Here is a 13,064-nt window from a genome sequence, read left to right as displayed (position 1 = left end):
TACCTGCTTCAACTGCCTCTGCCGGTGATTTCCCTTTCCCGAATTTCGATCGCCCTTTCCGCCCTGTTCTTCGCCAGCGTCACGGCGACCACCAGTTTCGCCGCCACATCGCACGCGCATCACGCTACTGCGCGCGCGCATACGCACGTCACGGCGAAGAAAACGAAGCTCACGCGCAAGCCGCGTTCGGTGCATCGCGCCACGCCCGCCGTCGCCGCCAGCAAACTGCCCGAGGCCAAACGGCGCGCGAAACAGGCCCGACGCACGAAATCGAAGCACACGCCGCATGGCGCGCCGCCTTCGCGGGCGTCGGTTCATGCATCGGTGCGCGCGCCCGTTCGCGCCACGACCACGGCAACGGCAACGCCCACAGCCGCGAACAAACCGCACCTGCTTGCGCGCTGCGGCTTCACGATGGCTTCGCGCACGCGGCTCTTTTCGCGCAACGTCTATGTCGTCGACGAACAGACGCACACGCAGCTCTATGCCCGCAACGCCGATCACGTCGCGCCCATCGCCTCGGTTTCCAAGCTGATGATGGCCGTGGTCTGGCTCGACCAGCACCACTCCGCTTACGCGCAACGCATCGGCGTAACCAGCGCCGATCTCGACACGCTCAAGTTCACCAGTTCGCGCCTCACGGTCGGTTCGCGCCTCACGCGCGCCGACATGCTGCATATCGCGCTGATGTCGTCGGAGAATCGCGCGGCGGCGGCGCTCTCGCGCGACTATCCGGGCGGCCGCCCCGCATTCGTGGCGGCGATGAACGCCAAGGCGCGGCAGCTCGGCATGACGAGCACGCACTTCGTCAACGCCACGGGGCTTTCGCCGCACAACGTATCGACGGCGCGCGAACTGGCGTCGCTGGTGCGCGCGGCCAACGGTTATCCTCTGATCCGTCGTTATTCGACCGACAACGAACAACTCGTACCGACCGGCCACGGCGAGCTCCAATATGTGAGCAGCAACCGCCTCGTGCGTTATGGCCGCGTGCAGGCGAGCGTGCAGAAAACCGGCTTTATCAACGAGTCGGGGCACAACATGGTGATGCGCGTGATGGTCCACGGCCGCCGTCCCGTGATCGTCACGATGCTCGATAGCGCGAGCGCCGAAGGTTCGCGTCTCGATGGCGAGCGCATTTCGCACTGGCTCAACTGCTCGCTGCGCTGACGCCTCCACGACGCATGCGCGGCCGCTTCATAGCCGCTTCATATCGGCAGCGCATGCGTCGACAGAATCTCCTTGAGCACCATGAACGAGCGCACCTGCCGCACGCCCGGCAGATACAGCAACTGCTCGGCATGAAGCCGGTTGAAGCTCTCGCTGTCGCGCGTGCGCACGAGCATGAAGTAATCGAATTCGCCCGTGACCACGTGGCACTCCATACAGCCGGACACCTTGCGCGCGGCTTTCTCGAATTCCGCGAAAGCCTCCGGCGTCGAGCGATCGAGCACGAAGCCGATCACCACCACCATCCCCGCGCCCAGCGCCTTCGGATCGAGCAGCGCCACCACGCTGCGGATCAGCCCCATCTCCTTGAGCCGTTCCACGCGCCGCAAACAGGCGGGCGCGCTCAGCTTCACCTTCGCCGCCAGGCTGACATTCGAGATCGACGCATCGGTCTGCATCTGACGCAGGATGGCCCGATCGATGCGATCCAGCGCAGGCGCGGCTGGCACGCCGGCGTCGGTCTTTCGGCTTAATTTCATTGCGTGTTGCTCCAGCTAGACGAACAAAAAGTGTTTCCGCAGAACATCTCACGCAGTCAAAGTAAGTAATCGATATTTATTTCGCAAGCTCATTTTTTGCGCACGTTTTTATCATTCTTTTATCGCGACAGTACGAACCCTCATCGACATCAAGGAGCGCCGCATGAATCTCGATCGATTTCCCCGCCATCCGCTGACTTTCGGCCCGAGCCCGATCCAGCCGCTACCCCGGCTTTCCGCGCACCTGGGCGGCAAGGTCGAGCTTTATGCGAAACGCGAGGACTGCAACAGCGGCCTGGCATTCGGCGGCAACAAGACGCGCAAGCTCGAATATCTGATTCCCGAAGCGCTCGCCCAGGGTTGCGACACGCTGGTGTCGATCGGCGGAATTCAGTCGAACCAGACGCGCCAGGTAGCGGCCGTCGCCGCGCATCTCGGTCTCAAGTGCGTGCTCGTGCAGGAGAACTGGGTGAACTATCACGACGCGGTGTATGACCGCGTCGGCAATATCGAAATGTCGCGCATCCTGGGCGCCGATGTGCGGCTGGTGCCGGACGGTTTCGATATCGGCATTCGTCCGAGTTGGGAAAACGCGCTCGAAAGCGTGCGCCAAGCAGGCGGCAAGCCGTTCCCGATTCCGGCCGGTTGTTCGGAACATCCGCTCGGCGGTCTGGGTTTCGTGCGCTTTGCCGAGGAAGTGCGCGAGCAGGAAAAGGCACTGGGTTTCAAGTTCGACTACATCGTCGTGTGTTCGGTGACGGGCAGCACGCAGGCGGGCATGGTGGTGGGTTTCGCGCACGACGGCCGCGCCGACCGCGTGATCGGCATCGACGCCTCGGCCAAACCCGCGCAGACGCGCGACCAGATCGCCCGCATCGCGCGCCATACGGCGGAGATCGTCGATCTAGGCAAGCCGATTCGCGATACGGACATCGTGCTCGATACGCGCTACGGCGGCCCGGAATACGGTCTGCCGAACGACGGCACGCTGGAGGCGATTCGCTTATGCGCGCGCCTGGAAGGCATGTTGACCGATCCAGTCTACGAGGGGAAATCCATGCACGGCATGATCGACAAGGTGCGGCTGGGCGAGTTTCCGGCAGGCTCGAAGGTGCTGTACGCGCATCTGGGCGGCGTGCCCGCGCTCAATGCGTACAGCTTCCTGTTCCGCGACGGCTGATCGCCATGCGCGCCGCCATCGAAGTCGATTCGTCGCGCTGGGCGTGGCTGCGCGCGCCCTGTTCGCTGACGCAGGTTTGCGCGGTCATCGACGGCACCACGCCGCCGGCGATCGCCCGCGCGTTGTGCGAGCGCTTTGGCACCGCGCCGCAGTGTTGCGTGCTCGAGTTGCACGATGTCGCGCAGTTGCATGCCGACTGGCTGGCGTCGTTCAGCAAGCCGGGCGCGGATTTCAAACGCGCGCACGCCGATGCCGATCGCCTGCTCGCGCCGCTGCCGCCGGGTTGTCTGCTCGCGCTGTGCAGCGCGCACGTGGAGCAACTCGACTGGCTCGGTTCGGTCACGGGCCATCCGTGCCGGCTCGTGGCGCTGGACGCCGGAACGTCCGTTGAAACCGCGCTCGAAGCCGTCGGCGCGGTGTGGATGGAAGTGCTCGCCACCCAGTTGAGCGGCGAGCGCTAGCCACAGGCGGGATCGCCCGGACTTACTCGTTCGATCCCGCGTAGTTCACCACCTCGACCCAGTTCGCGCCCTTGCCCACCGGAGCCTGCCCGGTCTCGTGCAGCGCGCCCGTCTTCGCGTCGATGCGATAGACGCTCATCGTCGGCGACAACTGGCCAACTGCGAATAGATAACGCCCCGAAGGATCGATATTGAAGCCGCGCGGCTGCTTCTGCGTGGCATACGTGCCGATGCGTTCGAGCTTGCCCGTGGCCGCATCCACGCGATACGCCGCCAGCGTGCTCGAGGTGCGCTCCGACGCATACAGGAAGCGCCCATCGGGCGTCAGATGCAGATCCGCGCCCCACGGTTTGTCGCCGTGGAAATCGGCCGGCAGGATCGAAATCGTCTGGATCGGCTTGACCGTATCGTGCGTGCGGTCGAAGGCGAGCACGTGCAGTTTGCCGTCGAGTTCGTCGATCAGATAAACGAAGCGCCCATCCGCCGCGAACACGAAATGGCGCGGGCCGGATTTTTCCGGCAGCGCGTAAGCGGGCGCGGCGTCTTCCGTCAGTTGGCCCGTCGTGGCGTCGAAGCGCAGACGCAGCCACGCATCCGAACCCAGCACCGAAGCAAACGCGTAACGGTTATCCGCCGACACGCGAATCGCATGCGCCATCGGCCCGGTCTTGATGGTCTGCTGCACCGCGCCCGCCACGCCATCCGCGCCGATGCGGTTCACCGCAAGCTGGTTGCCGCCATAGGACGCGGACAGCAGATAGCGCCCCGTCGCATCCGTCGAGAGATACGCCATGCTTTCCGCCAGCGGCGCGCGGCCCAGTTCGTCGAGGCGTCCGTCGAGCGGATTGATCGCGAAACTCACCACGCGATACGGCTGCGAGCGCAGCCCCGCATAAAGCCGCCGATGATCGGGCGACAGCGCCATCGGCATCACCGTGCCGCCGACGGGCACGGTTTCCACGGCGGCCAGCGCGCCATTGCCCTCGTCCATGCGGAACACCGAAATATCCTGGCTATCCGCGTTCGACACATAGACGTAAGTCGCCGCCTGCGCCGCCTGGGTTGTCAACGCCGCGCCTGCGAGTCCGATCATCGCGCCCACCATCCCCTGCACCACCTTTCTGTTCATGTTTTGCCTTCTTCTCCGTGTCGCGCCATGTGCAGTTGCGTCTGCCGCATCGGCCATGGCGCCCATGTTGTCGAACAACTTTCGCGACGATCCCACACGCGTGCAGCCCGCACAAATCCACGTTTACCCTGAATATCAACGAAATAGCGTGCAACTCGATTGATCCTGCGCTGACAGGCGCGGTACGATTGCCTCTTACAAGTTGCAAAGACGTATGACAACAAGTGCAGTATTGAGACAGGGAAGCCCAGCTTCCCGCACACCGAAGGGTTCATCACCATGCCGTTGAGCCGTACCGCCAATCCGGCCGCTGCCGATGCCGCGACGCGCACGAAAGTCCGCTACGTCATCCTCGCGCTGATCTTCATCATCACCACGCTCAATTACGCGGATCGCGCCACGCTGTCGGTGACCGGTTCCGCCATGCGCGCCGAATTCGGTTTCGACGCCATCCGCATGGGCTATATCTTTTCCGCGTTCAGTTGGGCCTATGTGCTCTCGCAACTGCCGGCGGGCTGGATTCTCGACCGCTTCGGCGCGCGGCGCGTCTACGCGGCCAGCATCTTCCTCTGGTCGCTGTTCACGCTGCTGCAAAGCGCGATTGGCGTACTCGGCAGCGCCGCGGCCGCCGTGGCCGCGCTGTTCGCACTGCGCTTCGTGATGGGCGCGGCCGAAGCGCCGGCCTTCCCGGCCAACGCCAAGGTGGTCGCAAGCTGGTTCCCCACCAAAGAGCGCGGCACCGCATCGGCGATCTTCAATTCGGCGCAATACTTCGCCGCCGTCGTGTTCACGCCGTTGATGGCATGGGTCACGCACGCCTACGGCTGGCATCACGTCTATCTGATGATGGGCGTGGGCGGACTGGTGCTTGCCGTCGTCTGGCTCAAGGTCATGAAGAATCCGGCCAACCATCCGCATGTGAACCGCCAGGAACTCGACTACATCGAGCAAGGCGGCGGCCTCGTGAACGGCCATCAGCGCCGCACACAGGAAGAACGCAAGGCGAATGGCGGCTGGCAGCTGATGCGCCAGTTGCTCACCAACCGCATGCTGCTGGGCGTTTATCTCGCGCAGTACTGCATCAACGTCATCACCTACTTCTTCCTCACGTGGTTCCCGATCTACCTCGTGCAGGCGCGCGGCATGACGATCCTGCAGGCGGGACTCGTGGCGTCGCTACCGGCGGTGTGCGGTTTCCTCGGCGGCGTGCTGGGTGGCGTGCTGTCCGATTCGCTGATTCGCGGCGGCGCTTCGCTCACGCTCGCGCGCAAGGCGCCGATTGTCGGCGGCATGGCGCTGTCGGCGTGTATCGTCGGCTGCAACTATGTGCATAGCGACTGGCTGGTGGTTGCGCTGATGTCGCTGGCATTCTTCGGCAAGGGTCTGGGCGCGCTCGGCTGGGCCGTGGTGGCGGATACGGCGCCCAAGGAAGCGATCGGCCTGTCCGGCTCGATCTTCAATATGTTCGGCAATGTGGCCGGCATCGTCACGCCGATCGTGATCGGCTACCTCGTGGCGAAGACCGGCTCGTTCGACAGCGCGCTCGCCTTCGTAGGCGTGAATGCGGCGATCACGGTGTTCAGCTATCTCGTGATCGTGAAGGAAATCAAGCGCGTGGAACTGGCGGCGTAGGCGCCACGCTTCAAAGCGCCGCGCGCCCGTCTCGCCAGAGCACGGGCGCGCGGCCGCTTTCAGCGCGCCTGATCGGCAGGAATATGCCGACGCACGATGGCAAGCGCAATCAGCACCGCCGCCATCGCCGCGCCGAGCATCAGCAGATAGGCGAACGCGCCGCCAGCCGTGATCACGGCCGCACCGGCAAACGCGCTAAGAATCGCGCCGATACGCCCAAACGCCAGCGCCGAAGCCGTGCCGGTCGCGCGCACGCTGGTCGGATAGACGTAGGCGCAGAGCGCATAAAGCGTCGATTGCACCGCGTTCACGAACAGGCCGTGCAGGCCGAGCCCGGCGATCAGCCAGCCCGTATGCTGCGTTGCGCCCACGCCGAGTATCATCCACGCGCTCAGTGCGCCGCCCGCGCAGCACAGCAACATCGGCCAGCGCGAAATCGCCAGCGCACATCCCAACGCGCCGATCACGCCGCCCAGGTTGTAGGCGCTCAGCCCGTAACCCGCGAGCGAGACGGACAGGCCCTCGGCCGTGAGCATCGACGGCAACCAGCTAAACGCGCTGTACACCGCCAGCAGGCACATGAAGAACGCCCCCCAGATGGCGGCGCTGTCGCGCGCGCGGCCATCGCGAAAGAGCGCGGTGAAGGCGCTGTGCTTTTCGGCGCATTGCTCGCGCAGGTCGGTGAACGTGGCGTTGGATGCCACATCGCGCGACATGCGGCCGAGCAGCCGCGCGAGTTCCGGCCAGCGTTGCGTGCGACGCGCGAGGAAATCACCGCCATCGGCGATTGCCGTTGGGAAGACGCGAGCTATGTGGTGGCTGCGCTCGATCATCCGCTGCGCGCCACGACCGGGCTGACGCTCGCCGATACGCTCGACGCGCAATGGGCGATTCCGCCGCGCGGCACCGGACCGTTCGAGCATATGCAGCAGGCTTTCGCGGAACAGGGGCTGGGCTTGCCGAATGTGGTGGTGGAAACGCGTTCCGTGACGGTGCTCAAGAGCCTGGCAGGAAGCTCAGGATTCCTTAGCTGGATGCCGTCGACGATGTATGTGACCGAGAGCAAGGCGGGCGTGTTCGATACACTGGAAATGCCAGGCGTGATTGGACGACGCACGTTGACTGCGTTCAGACGGCGTCAGGGAATTTTGCCGAGTCCCGCGGTCAAGTTGCTCAAGCAGTTGAGGTTGTTGACGGCTCAGGGCGTTTGAGACGCGTTGGGCTTCAGTGCGGCCGCGCGCGCGAGCAGCACTTCGCGATCGCGTGCGTTCTGCGTCAGCGCGGCGGCCTGTTCGAAGGCCGTGCGGGCTTCGTCGCTGCGCCCGAGTTTCGCGAGCAGATCCCCTCGCACCGCGGGCAGCCACGGGTAATGGCGCAGTGCGGCTTCATCGTTCAAGGCATCGACTAGCGCCAACGCGGCCTGCGGCCCTTGCGCCATGCCCACCGCCACCGCACGGTTCAGGCGCACGACGGGCGATGGGTCGATGCGCAGCAACGCATCATAGATCGTGACAATGCGCGGCCAGTCGGTCTCGGCCGTACCGGGCGCGCTCGCATGGCAAGCGGCGAGCGCGGCTTGCAGCGTATTCGGCCCGAGCGCGCCGTGAGCACACCGCTGCGCCCGCTCGATTGCCGCGAAGCCGCGCCGGATCAGCAGGCGGTCCCAGCGCGAGCGGTCCTGATCGGCCAGCAGCACGGCGCGGCCTGCGCGATCCACACGCGCGTGCAGACGCGACGCCTGTAACTCCATCAGCGCGACCAGGCCATGCACTTCGGATTCGGCGGACGCGAGTTCGGCCAGCATGCGCCCCAGCCGCAACGCTTCCTCGCACAACGCCGGGCGCATCCAGTCCGTGCCCGAGGTGGCCGCATAACCTTCGTTGAAAACGAGGTAGATCACTTCCAGCACGGAAGCAAGCCGCGCGGCGCGCTCCGTCGCGTCTGGCACTTCGAAGGGCACCTTTGCGGCCGCAAGTGCGCGTCTCGCTCGCACGATGCGCTGCGCAACCGTCGCTTCGGGAACGAGAAACGCGCGCGCGATTTCCGGTGTGCTCAAACCGCCCAGCAGCCGCAAGGTCAGCGCCACGCGCTGCTCGCGCGGCAGCACTGGATGGCAGGCAACGAACATGAGCCGAAGCAGATCGTCGCCGATAGCGTCGTCGCGCGCGGCTTCGAGCGTATCGGCGATATCGGGCGCGAACTGCGCCTCCAGCGCGTCGAGATCCGCGCCGATGGCATCGTGCGCACGTGCATGCGCGGCCGCGCGCCGCAAGCGATCGAGCGCGCGATGTTTGGCCGCCGTCATGAGCCACGCTCCAGGGTTGGCAGGAATACCGCTCGCCGGCCAGCTTTCGAGCGCCGCGACCAGCGCATCCTGAGCGGCGTCTTCGGCGAGTCCCACGTCGCGCAGCACGCGCGCGGCGTGAGCGATCACGCGCGCGCGTTCGATGCGCCAGACCGCCTCGATCGAACGATGGATCGCCGCAACGGATGCGCTTTTCCGCGCCACTTAGCCGTGCGCTCCCTTCTCCACCGCTTCCGGCGACATATACATCAGTTCCCAGATATGGCCGTCCGGGTCTTCGAAGCTGCGGCCATACATCGATTCGCCGCAATCCATCGGCGGACGCTTCGAAGTGCCGCCCGCCGCCAGCGCTTTATCGACGAGCGTGTTCACCTCGTCGCGCGACTCGCACGAAAGACAGGTGAGCACTTCGGTCTGCTCGCGCGCATCGACGAGCGTCTTGTCCGTGAAGGTGCGCATGAAATCGGTGGTGAGCAGCATCGCAAAGATGTTCTCGCCGATCACCATGCAGGCCGCCTGATCGTTGGTGAATTTCGGCTCGAAACGAAAGCCGATCGCGCCGAAGAAGTCCATCGAGCGCTTCAGGTCGCTGACACCCAGATTGACGAAGATGTGCTTGTGCATGATCGTTTCCTTGATTAACTTTGATTCGCATGACTAACTGGATTCACTTGAATTTGCTCTGTGCTTCGAGCTTGCGAAATCGCTCAATGCTTTCGAGTTCTTCGAAATCGTCGAGTTCATAGAGTTGGCGCACTTCGATTTCGCCATCCATCTGTTTGCCGAATGGCGCGGGAAAGCGCCGTGCCCATTCCAGCGCCTCTTCGCGCGAGCGCACCTGGATCAGCGTGTAACCGGCAATCAGTTCTTTCGTTTCGGCGTAAGAGCCATCGACGATATGCGGTTTGCCGCCGGTATAGCGCACGCGAAAACCGCGCGAACTCGGCTGCAAACCTGCGGCGTCGAGCAACACGCCGGCGCGCGCCAGTTCCTCGTGATACGTGGCCATGTCGGCGAAAATGGTTTCGTCGGCGGGTTGCTCGCCAGCTTCGCTAAGCGAATTGGCGCGCACCATGATCATGAATCGCATTGAAATCTCCTGAATGTGCGGATCGAGCGAAACGATGCGCTCATTGATACGACGCGCGACGCTCAAGCCAATCGACACGATTCGACGATTTTTTTCACGTGCCAGGGAAAGCACCAGGATTCAACGCGGCTAGCGAAAGCACGGCCCCGTTTCGCGCACCTCCACGCTCGCCCATTGCGCCGCCGGGCAGGCGCGCGCGAACGCCAGCGCTTCGTCGCGCGTGGCGCAATCGATCAGGAAAAAGCCGCCTATCATTTCTTTAGCCTCCGAAAACGGCCCGTCGGTGACGTTCGTGCGCCCTTCCCGCACTTCTACGCGCGCGGCATCGGCGTCGGACACCAGCGACTGCACGTCGAGCAACACGCCTTGCGCCGCGAGATCTTCGGCATAGCTCACCATGCGCGCGTAAAGCGCCTCGCCTTCGGATTGCGTGCGGGCCTCGCGCTGGCCGCGCGGCTCGCTGATCAGCAGCAGATATGCCATGAAGTGCCTACTCCAGAAGAATGCCTGTCGGTTTGGGTGTCGAAAGCGTCAGTAAGGATAGCGCCGGACAACGCGCGCCGATGCGCGAACGGCGCTCTGCAAGATAAAAACCAGGCGATCGCCGGGATTTCCCCAGGCTGACACGAGGCGGTTTCCGTCATTAAATAAATCAACTTGATTTATTTAGTCGCCGACGCAGCCGCAAGGTGCCACCGGCGACGCCAACGGAGGAGACACGTGAGGAGTCCGCATGTGGGCCAGGGCAGCAACTCGGCCAATGTTCGCCGCTTCAACGAGCGCCTGCTGCTGCAGGCGCTGCGGCGCGCCGGCGAGGCGTCCAAGGCCGATCTCGCCCGTCTTGCGAATCTCACCAGCACGGCTGTGGGCAGCATCATCACGTCGCTGATCCAGAGCGGGTTGATCGAGTTGAGCGGGCGTCGTCTGGATGGCGGACGCGGCCAGCCCGCTTCGCTGCTGCGGCTGTCGCCGCGCGGCGCGTTTGCGATTGGCGTGCGGCTGGACCGGACCAATATCGAAACCGTGCTGGTGAATTTCGCGGGCCAGATGATCGAGCGCCGCTCGCACGACATGCTGCTGCCGCAACCGGCCGAAGCGCAGGAAATCGTCCAGCGCGACATTCACGAATTGTCAGGATTGCTGAACAAAGAAGAACGCAAGCGCTTGGCGGGTATCGGCGTGGCGCAGCCTTATAACCTCGGTAGCTGGCTGCGCGAACTGGGCCTGCCCGCCGACACCTTCCGCGTCTGGAGCGAAGTCGATTTCGCCGGCGAGCTGGGCCGCGCACTCTCGCTGCCCGTGTTCAGCGAAAACGACGGCAACGCCGCCGCCATCGCCGAAATCTTCTACGGCTGCGGGCGTCAGCGCGACGATTTCCTCTATCTGTTTCTAGGCCCGGCCATCGGCGGCGGCATTGCAGTCGGCGGCGACTGCGTGCGCGGTCTCACGGGCAACGCGGGCGATTTCGCCGTGATGCCGGTGCCGCCGAGCAGCCTGCCCTCGGCGTACAAGCCCGACGGCAAGTGGGACATCCTACTCTCGCGCGCCTCGCTGATCGCGCTGCGCCGCCATCTGCAATATCGCGGCGCGAGCGTCGAAAGCCGCGCCGATATCGAAGGCCATATCGCCAGCGGTCATCCGGCCGTCGAGGAATGGCTCGACGATTGCATCGATGCGCTTGCGCCCGCGCTGCGTTCGGCGCTGTGCGTGCTCGACGTGCCGGCCGTGGTGCTGGATGCCGACGTCGACGCGGGTCTCATCGACACGCTGATGGAGCGTCTGCGCTGGGCCGTCGCGGCCACGGCGCCCGAAGCGCGCGGCACGCCCGAACTGGTGCGCGGCACCTTCGGTCAGGATGCGGGCGCGCTGGGCGCGGCCACCTTGCCGATGTTCTTCAACTTCTCGCCGCGCGCGGGCATCCTGATGGGCGCCGGCGCGGCGCAGCAGTCCACCTTGCAGAACCCAACGCAAATGCAGGCGCAAGCCCAGGAGGTGAGCCATGTCGCGCTCTGAGTCGACGCCCCCGCTGCTGGAAATGCGGGGCATCAGCAAGACCTTTCCCGGCGTGCGCGCGCTCGACAACGTGCGCCTCTCGGTCTGGCCTGGCGAAGTGCATTCGCTGATGGGCGAGAACGGCGCGGGCAAAACGACGCTCATGAAGATTCTCTCGGGCGCCTATCAGGCCGACGCCGGCGGCGAAATCCTGCTCGACGGCAAAACCGTCGTGATCGACGGGCCGCTTGCCGCGCGCGAACTGGGCGTGGCCGTGATCTATCAGGAACTGAGCCTCGCGCCGAACCTGAGCGTGGCCGAAAACATCTACGCGGGCCGCGAATTGCGCAAAGGCGGCCGCCGCTTTGGCGTAGTTGATCGCGCAGCGATGGAGCGCGGTTGCGAAGACGTTTTGACGCGTCTGGGCGCGAGTTTCGGGCCCACCACACTGGTGGGTTCGCTGTCGATCGCCGAACGCCAACTCGTGGAAATCGCGCGCGCCGTCCATACCGAAGCGCGCATCATCGTGATGGACGAGCCGACCACACCGCTCTCCTCGCGCGAAACCGAGCGGCTTTTCAAACTGATTCTGCAACTGCGCGAAGAAGGTCTCGCGATCATCTACATCAGCCATCGCATGGCCGAGATTTACGAGCTTTCCGATCGCGTTTCCGTGCTGCGCGACGGCAGCTATGTGGGCACGCTGATGCGCGAAGAACTGAGCGCGGAAAGCCTGGTCGGCATGATGGTGGGCCGCGATATTTCGGGGTTCTACAAAAAGGCGCACGCGCCCTACGATCCGGGCAAGGTGGTGCTCACCGTGCGCGATGTCGCCGACAACAAACGCGTGCGCGGTTGCAGCCTCGATCTGCATGCGGGCGAAGTGCTCGGCATTGCGGGACTGGTGGGCGCAGGCCGCACGGAACTGGCGCGTTTGATCTTCGGCGCGGAGCCCCGCGCGCGCGGCGATATCGCCATCGACGGACGCACGCTCGCCGTGCATACGCCGCGCGATGCGATCGACGCGGGCCTCGTGTATCTCACCGAGGACCGCAAGCATCAAGGTCTCTTTCTCGACATGAGTGTGCGCGACAACATCAACGTGGCCGTGGCCGGACGCGATGCGCGCTTTGGTGTGCTCGATCTCGCGCGCGGTTCGGCGCGTGCGAAAGATTCGATCCGCGCGCTGTCGATTCGCGTGCCCAGCCCGCGCGTGAATGTGGGCGCGCTCTCGGGCGGCAATCAGCAGAAGGTGCTGCTTTCCCGATTGCTGGAAACGAAGCCGCGCGTGCTGATTCTTGATGAGCCGACCCGTGGCGTCGATATCGGCGCGAAGTCGGAGATCTATCGCATCATCAACGACCTCGCCAAAACCGGCGTGGGCATCATCGTGATTTCGAGCGAACTGCCCGAAATCATCGGCGTGGCCGATCGTGTGCTGGTCATGCGCGAAGGCGAGTTCGCCGGAGAACTGGGCGGCTATACCGGCAAGCCCATCAGTCAGGAAGCCATCATCGAACTCGCCACCGGCTCGCAGGGCGCGCTGGACGAAGCCGCCTGAAGCGC

12 protein-coding genes and 2 pseudogenes are annotated in these 13,064 nt (G+C 64.6%); 7 read left to right on the top strand and 7 right to left on the bottom strand.

The window, feature by feature from the left end:
* Positions 1–24 precede the first annotated feature (24 nt).
* Positions 25–1,170 carry a serine hydrolase gene (locus U5A67_RS28260; protein WP_321816866.1) on the top strand — a complete coding sequence of 382 codons (1,146 nt, stop codon included), beginning with the start codon at positions 25–27 and terminating at the stop codon, positions 1,168–1,170.
* Positions 1,171–1,208: 38 nt separating this feature from the next.
* Here the strand turns inward: U5A67_RS28260 and U5A67_RS28255 are convergent, their stop codons facing one another.
* Positions 1,209–1,709 (bottom strand): Lrp/AsnC family transcriptional regulator, encoded by a 501-nt coding sequence (locus U5A67_RS28255; RefSeq protein WP_321816865.1) that lies wholly within the window; start codon positions 1,707–1,709, stop codon positions 1,209–1,211.
* Between the two features lie 163 nt (positions 1,710–1,872).
* Here U5A67_RS28255 and U5A67_RS28250 point away from each other — a divergent pair, with 163 nt between their 5' ends.
* Together U5A67_RS28250 and U5A67_RS28245 are read left to right on the top strand one after the other, a co-directional pair.
* Positions 1,873–2,889 carry a 1-aminocyclopropane-1-carboxylate deaminase gene (locus U5A67_RS28250; RefSeq protein WP_205985288.1) on the top strand — a complete coding sequence of 339 codons (1,017 nt, stop codon included), beginning with the start codon at positions 1,873–1,875 and terminating at the stop codon, positions 2,887–2,889.
* A 5-nt stretch (positions 2,890–2,894) separates the two neighbouring features.
* Positions 2,895–3,350 carry a hypothetical protein gene (locus U5A67_RS28245; RefSeq protein WP_321816864.1) on the top strand — a complete coding sequence of 152 codons (456 nt, stop codon included), beginning with the start codon at positions 2,895–2,897 and terminating at the stop codon, positions 3,348–3,350.
* Between the two features lie 22 nt (positions 3,351–3,372).
* Here the strand turns inward: U5A67_RS28245 and U5A67_RS28240 are convergent, their stop codons facing one another.
* Positions 3,373–4,455 (bottom strand): lactonase family protein, encoded by a 1,083-nt coding sequence (locus U5A67_RS28240; protein WP_321816952.1) that lies wholly within the window; start codon positions 4,453–4,455, stop codon positions 3,373–3,375.
* A 303-nt stretch (positions 4,456–4,758) separates the two neighbouring features.
* Here U5A67_RS28240 and U5A67_RS28235 point away from each other — a divergent pair, with 303 nt between their 5' ends.
* A complete protein-coding gene (locus U5A67_RS28235; protein WP_321816863.1) occupies positions 4,759–6,111 on the top strand; it encodes an MFS transporter in 1,353 nt (450 codons plus the stop codon).
* A gap of 77 nt (positions 6,112–6,188) precedes the next feature.
* On the opposite strand, the pseudogene U5A67_RS28230 reads toward U5A67_RS28235, so the two are convergent.
* Positions 6,189–6,881 (bottom strand): annotated as a pseudogene (locus U5A67_RS28230) (MFS transporter); the annotation flags it as partial.
* Between U5A67_RS28230 and U5A67_RS28225 the strand changes: the two are divergent.
* A pseudogene (locus U5A67_RS28225) lies at positions 6,876–7,322 on the top strand (LysR substrate-binding domain-containing protein); the annotation flags it as partial. The pseudogenes U5A67_RS28230 and U5A67_RS28225 sit on opposite strands and share 6 nt — an antisense overlap.
* Here U5A67_RS28225 and U5A67_RS28220 read toward each other — a convergent pair.
* From U5A67_RS28220 to U5A67_RS28205, 4 genes are all read right to left on the bottom strand, one after another.
* On the bottom strand, positions 7,310–8,620 hold the full coding sequence (locus U5A67_RS28220) for an RNA polymerase sigma factor (protein WP_321816862.1): 1,311 nt from the start codon (positions 8,618–8,620) through the stop codon (positions 7,310–7,312). The pseudogene U5A67_RS28225 and the gene U5A67_RS28220 sit on opposite strands and share 13 nt — an antisense overlap.
* Entirely contained in the window at positions 8,621–9,040 is a 420-nt protein-coding gene (locus U5A67_RS28215; RefSeq protein WP_205985653.1) for a VOC family protein, read from the bottom strand.
* 43 nt (positions 9,041–9,083) lie between these two features.
* The gene (locus U5A67_RS28210) at positions 9,084–9,506 is read right to left on the bottom strand and encodes a YciI family protein (RefSeq protein WP_321816861.1); all 423 of its coding nucleotides are present in this window, start codon (positions 9,504–9,506) and stop codon (positions 9,084–9,086) included.
* Positions 9,507–9,635: 129 nt separating this feature from the next.
* Positions 9,636–9,989, bottom strand: a complete 354-nt coding sequence (locus U5A67_RS28205) for a YciI family protein (protein WP_321816860.1) — start codon at positions 9,987–9,989, stop codon at positions 9,636–9,638.
* Positions 9,990–10,226: 237 nt separating this feature from the next.
* Between U5A67_RS28205 and U5A67_RS28200 the strand changes: the two genes are divergently transcribed.
* Both U5A67_RS28200 and U5A67_RS28195 read left to right on the top strand, forming a co-directional pair.
* The gene (locus U5A67_RS28200; RefSeq protein WP_321816859.1) at positions 10,227–11,519 is read left to right on the top strand and encodes an ROK family transcriptional regulator; all 1,293 of its coding nucleotides are present in this window, start codon (positions 10,227–10,229) and stop codon (positions 11,517–11,519) included.
* Complete coding sequence (locus tag U5A67_RS28195; protein ID WP_321816858.1) at positions 11,506–13,059, top strand: sugar ABC transporter ATP-binding protein; 1,554 nt, start codon at positions 11,506–11,508, stop codon at positions 13,057–13,059. Before U5A67_RS28200 ends, U5A67_RS28195 begins: the two co-directional genes overlap by 14 nt.
* The last annotated feature ends 5 nt before the right edge of the window (positions 13,060–13,064 follow it).

Source organism: Paraburkholderia sp. J69-1 (assembly GCF_905220255.1).
GTDB lineage: Bacteria > Pseudomonadota > Gammaproteobacteria > Burkholderiales > Burkholderiaceae > Paraburkholderia.
The sequence above is the reverse complement of the archived record's forward strand: the minus strand, read 5'-3'. Positions and strand labels throughout refer to the sequence as shown.

Coding starts and splice junctions, on each gene's coding strand:
- U5A67_RS28255 (WP_321816865.1), bottom strand. CDS start 1,709: ATGAAATTAAGCCGAAAGACCGACGCCGGCGTGCCAGCCGCGCCTGCG.
- U5A67_RS28250 (WP_205985288.1), top strand. CDS start 1,873: ATGAATCTCGATCGATTTCCCCGCCATCCGCTGACTTTCGGCCCGAGC.
- U5A67_RS28245 (WP_321816864.1), top strand. CDS start 2,895: ATGCGCGCCGCCATCGAAGTCGATTCGTCGCGCTGGGCGTGGCTGCGC.
- U5A67_RS28240 (WP_321816952.1), bottom strand. CDS start 4,455: ATGGTGGGCGCGATGATCGGACTCGCAGGCGCGGCGTTGACAACCCAG.
- U5A67_RS28235 (WP_321816863.1), top strand. CDS start 4,759: ATGCCGTTGAGCCGTACCGCCAATCCGGCCGCTGCCGATGCCGCGACG.
- U5A67_RS28215 (WP_205985653.1), bottom strand. CDS start 9,040: ATGCACAAGCACATCTTCGTCAATCTGGGTGTCAGCGACCTGAAGCGC.
- U5A67_RS28210 (WP_321816861.1), bottom strand. CDS start 9,506: ATGCGATTCATGATCATGGTGCGCGCCAATTCGCTTAGCGAAGCTGGC.
- U5A67_RS28205 (WP_321816860.1), bottom strand. CDS start 9,989: ATGGCATATCTGCTGCTGATCAGCGAGCCGCGCGGCCAGCGCGAGGCC.
- U5A67_RS28195 (WP_321816858.1), top strand. CDS start 11,506: ATGTCGCGCTCTGAGTCGACGCCCCCGCTGCTGGAAATGCGGGGCATC.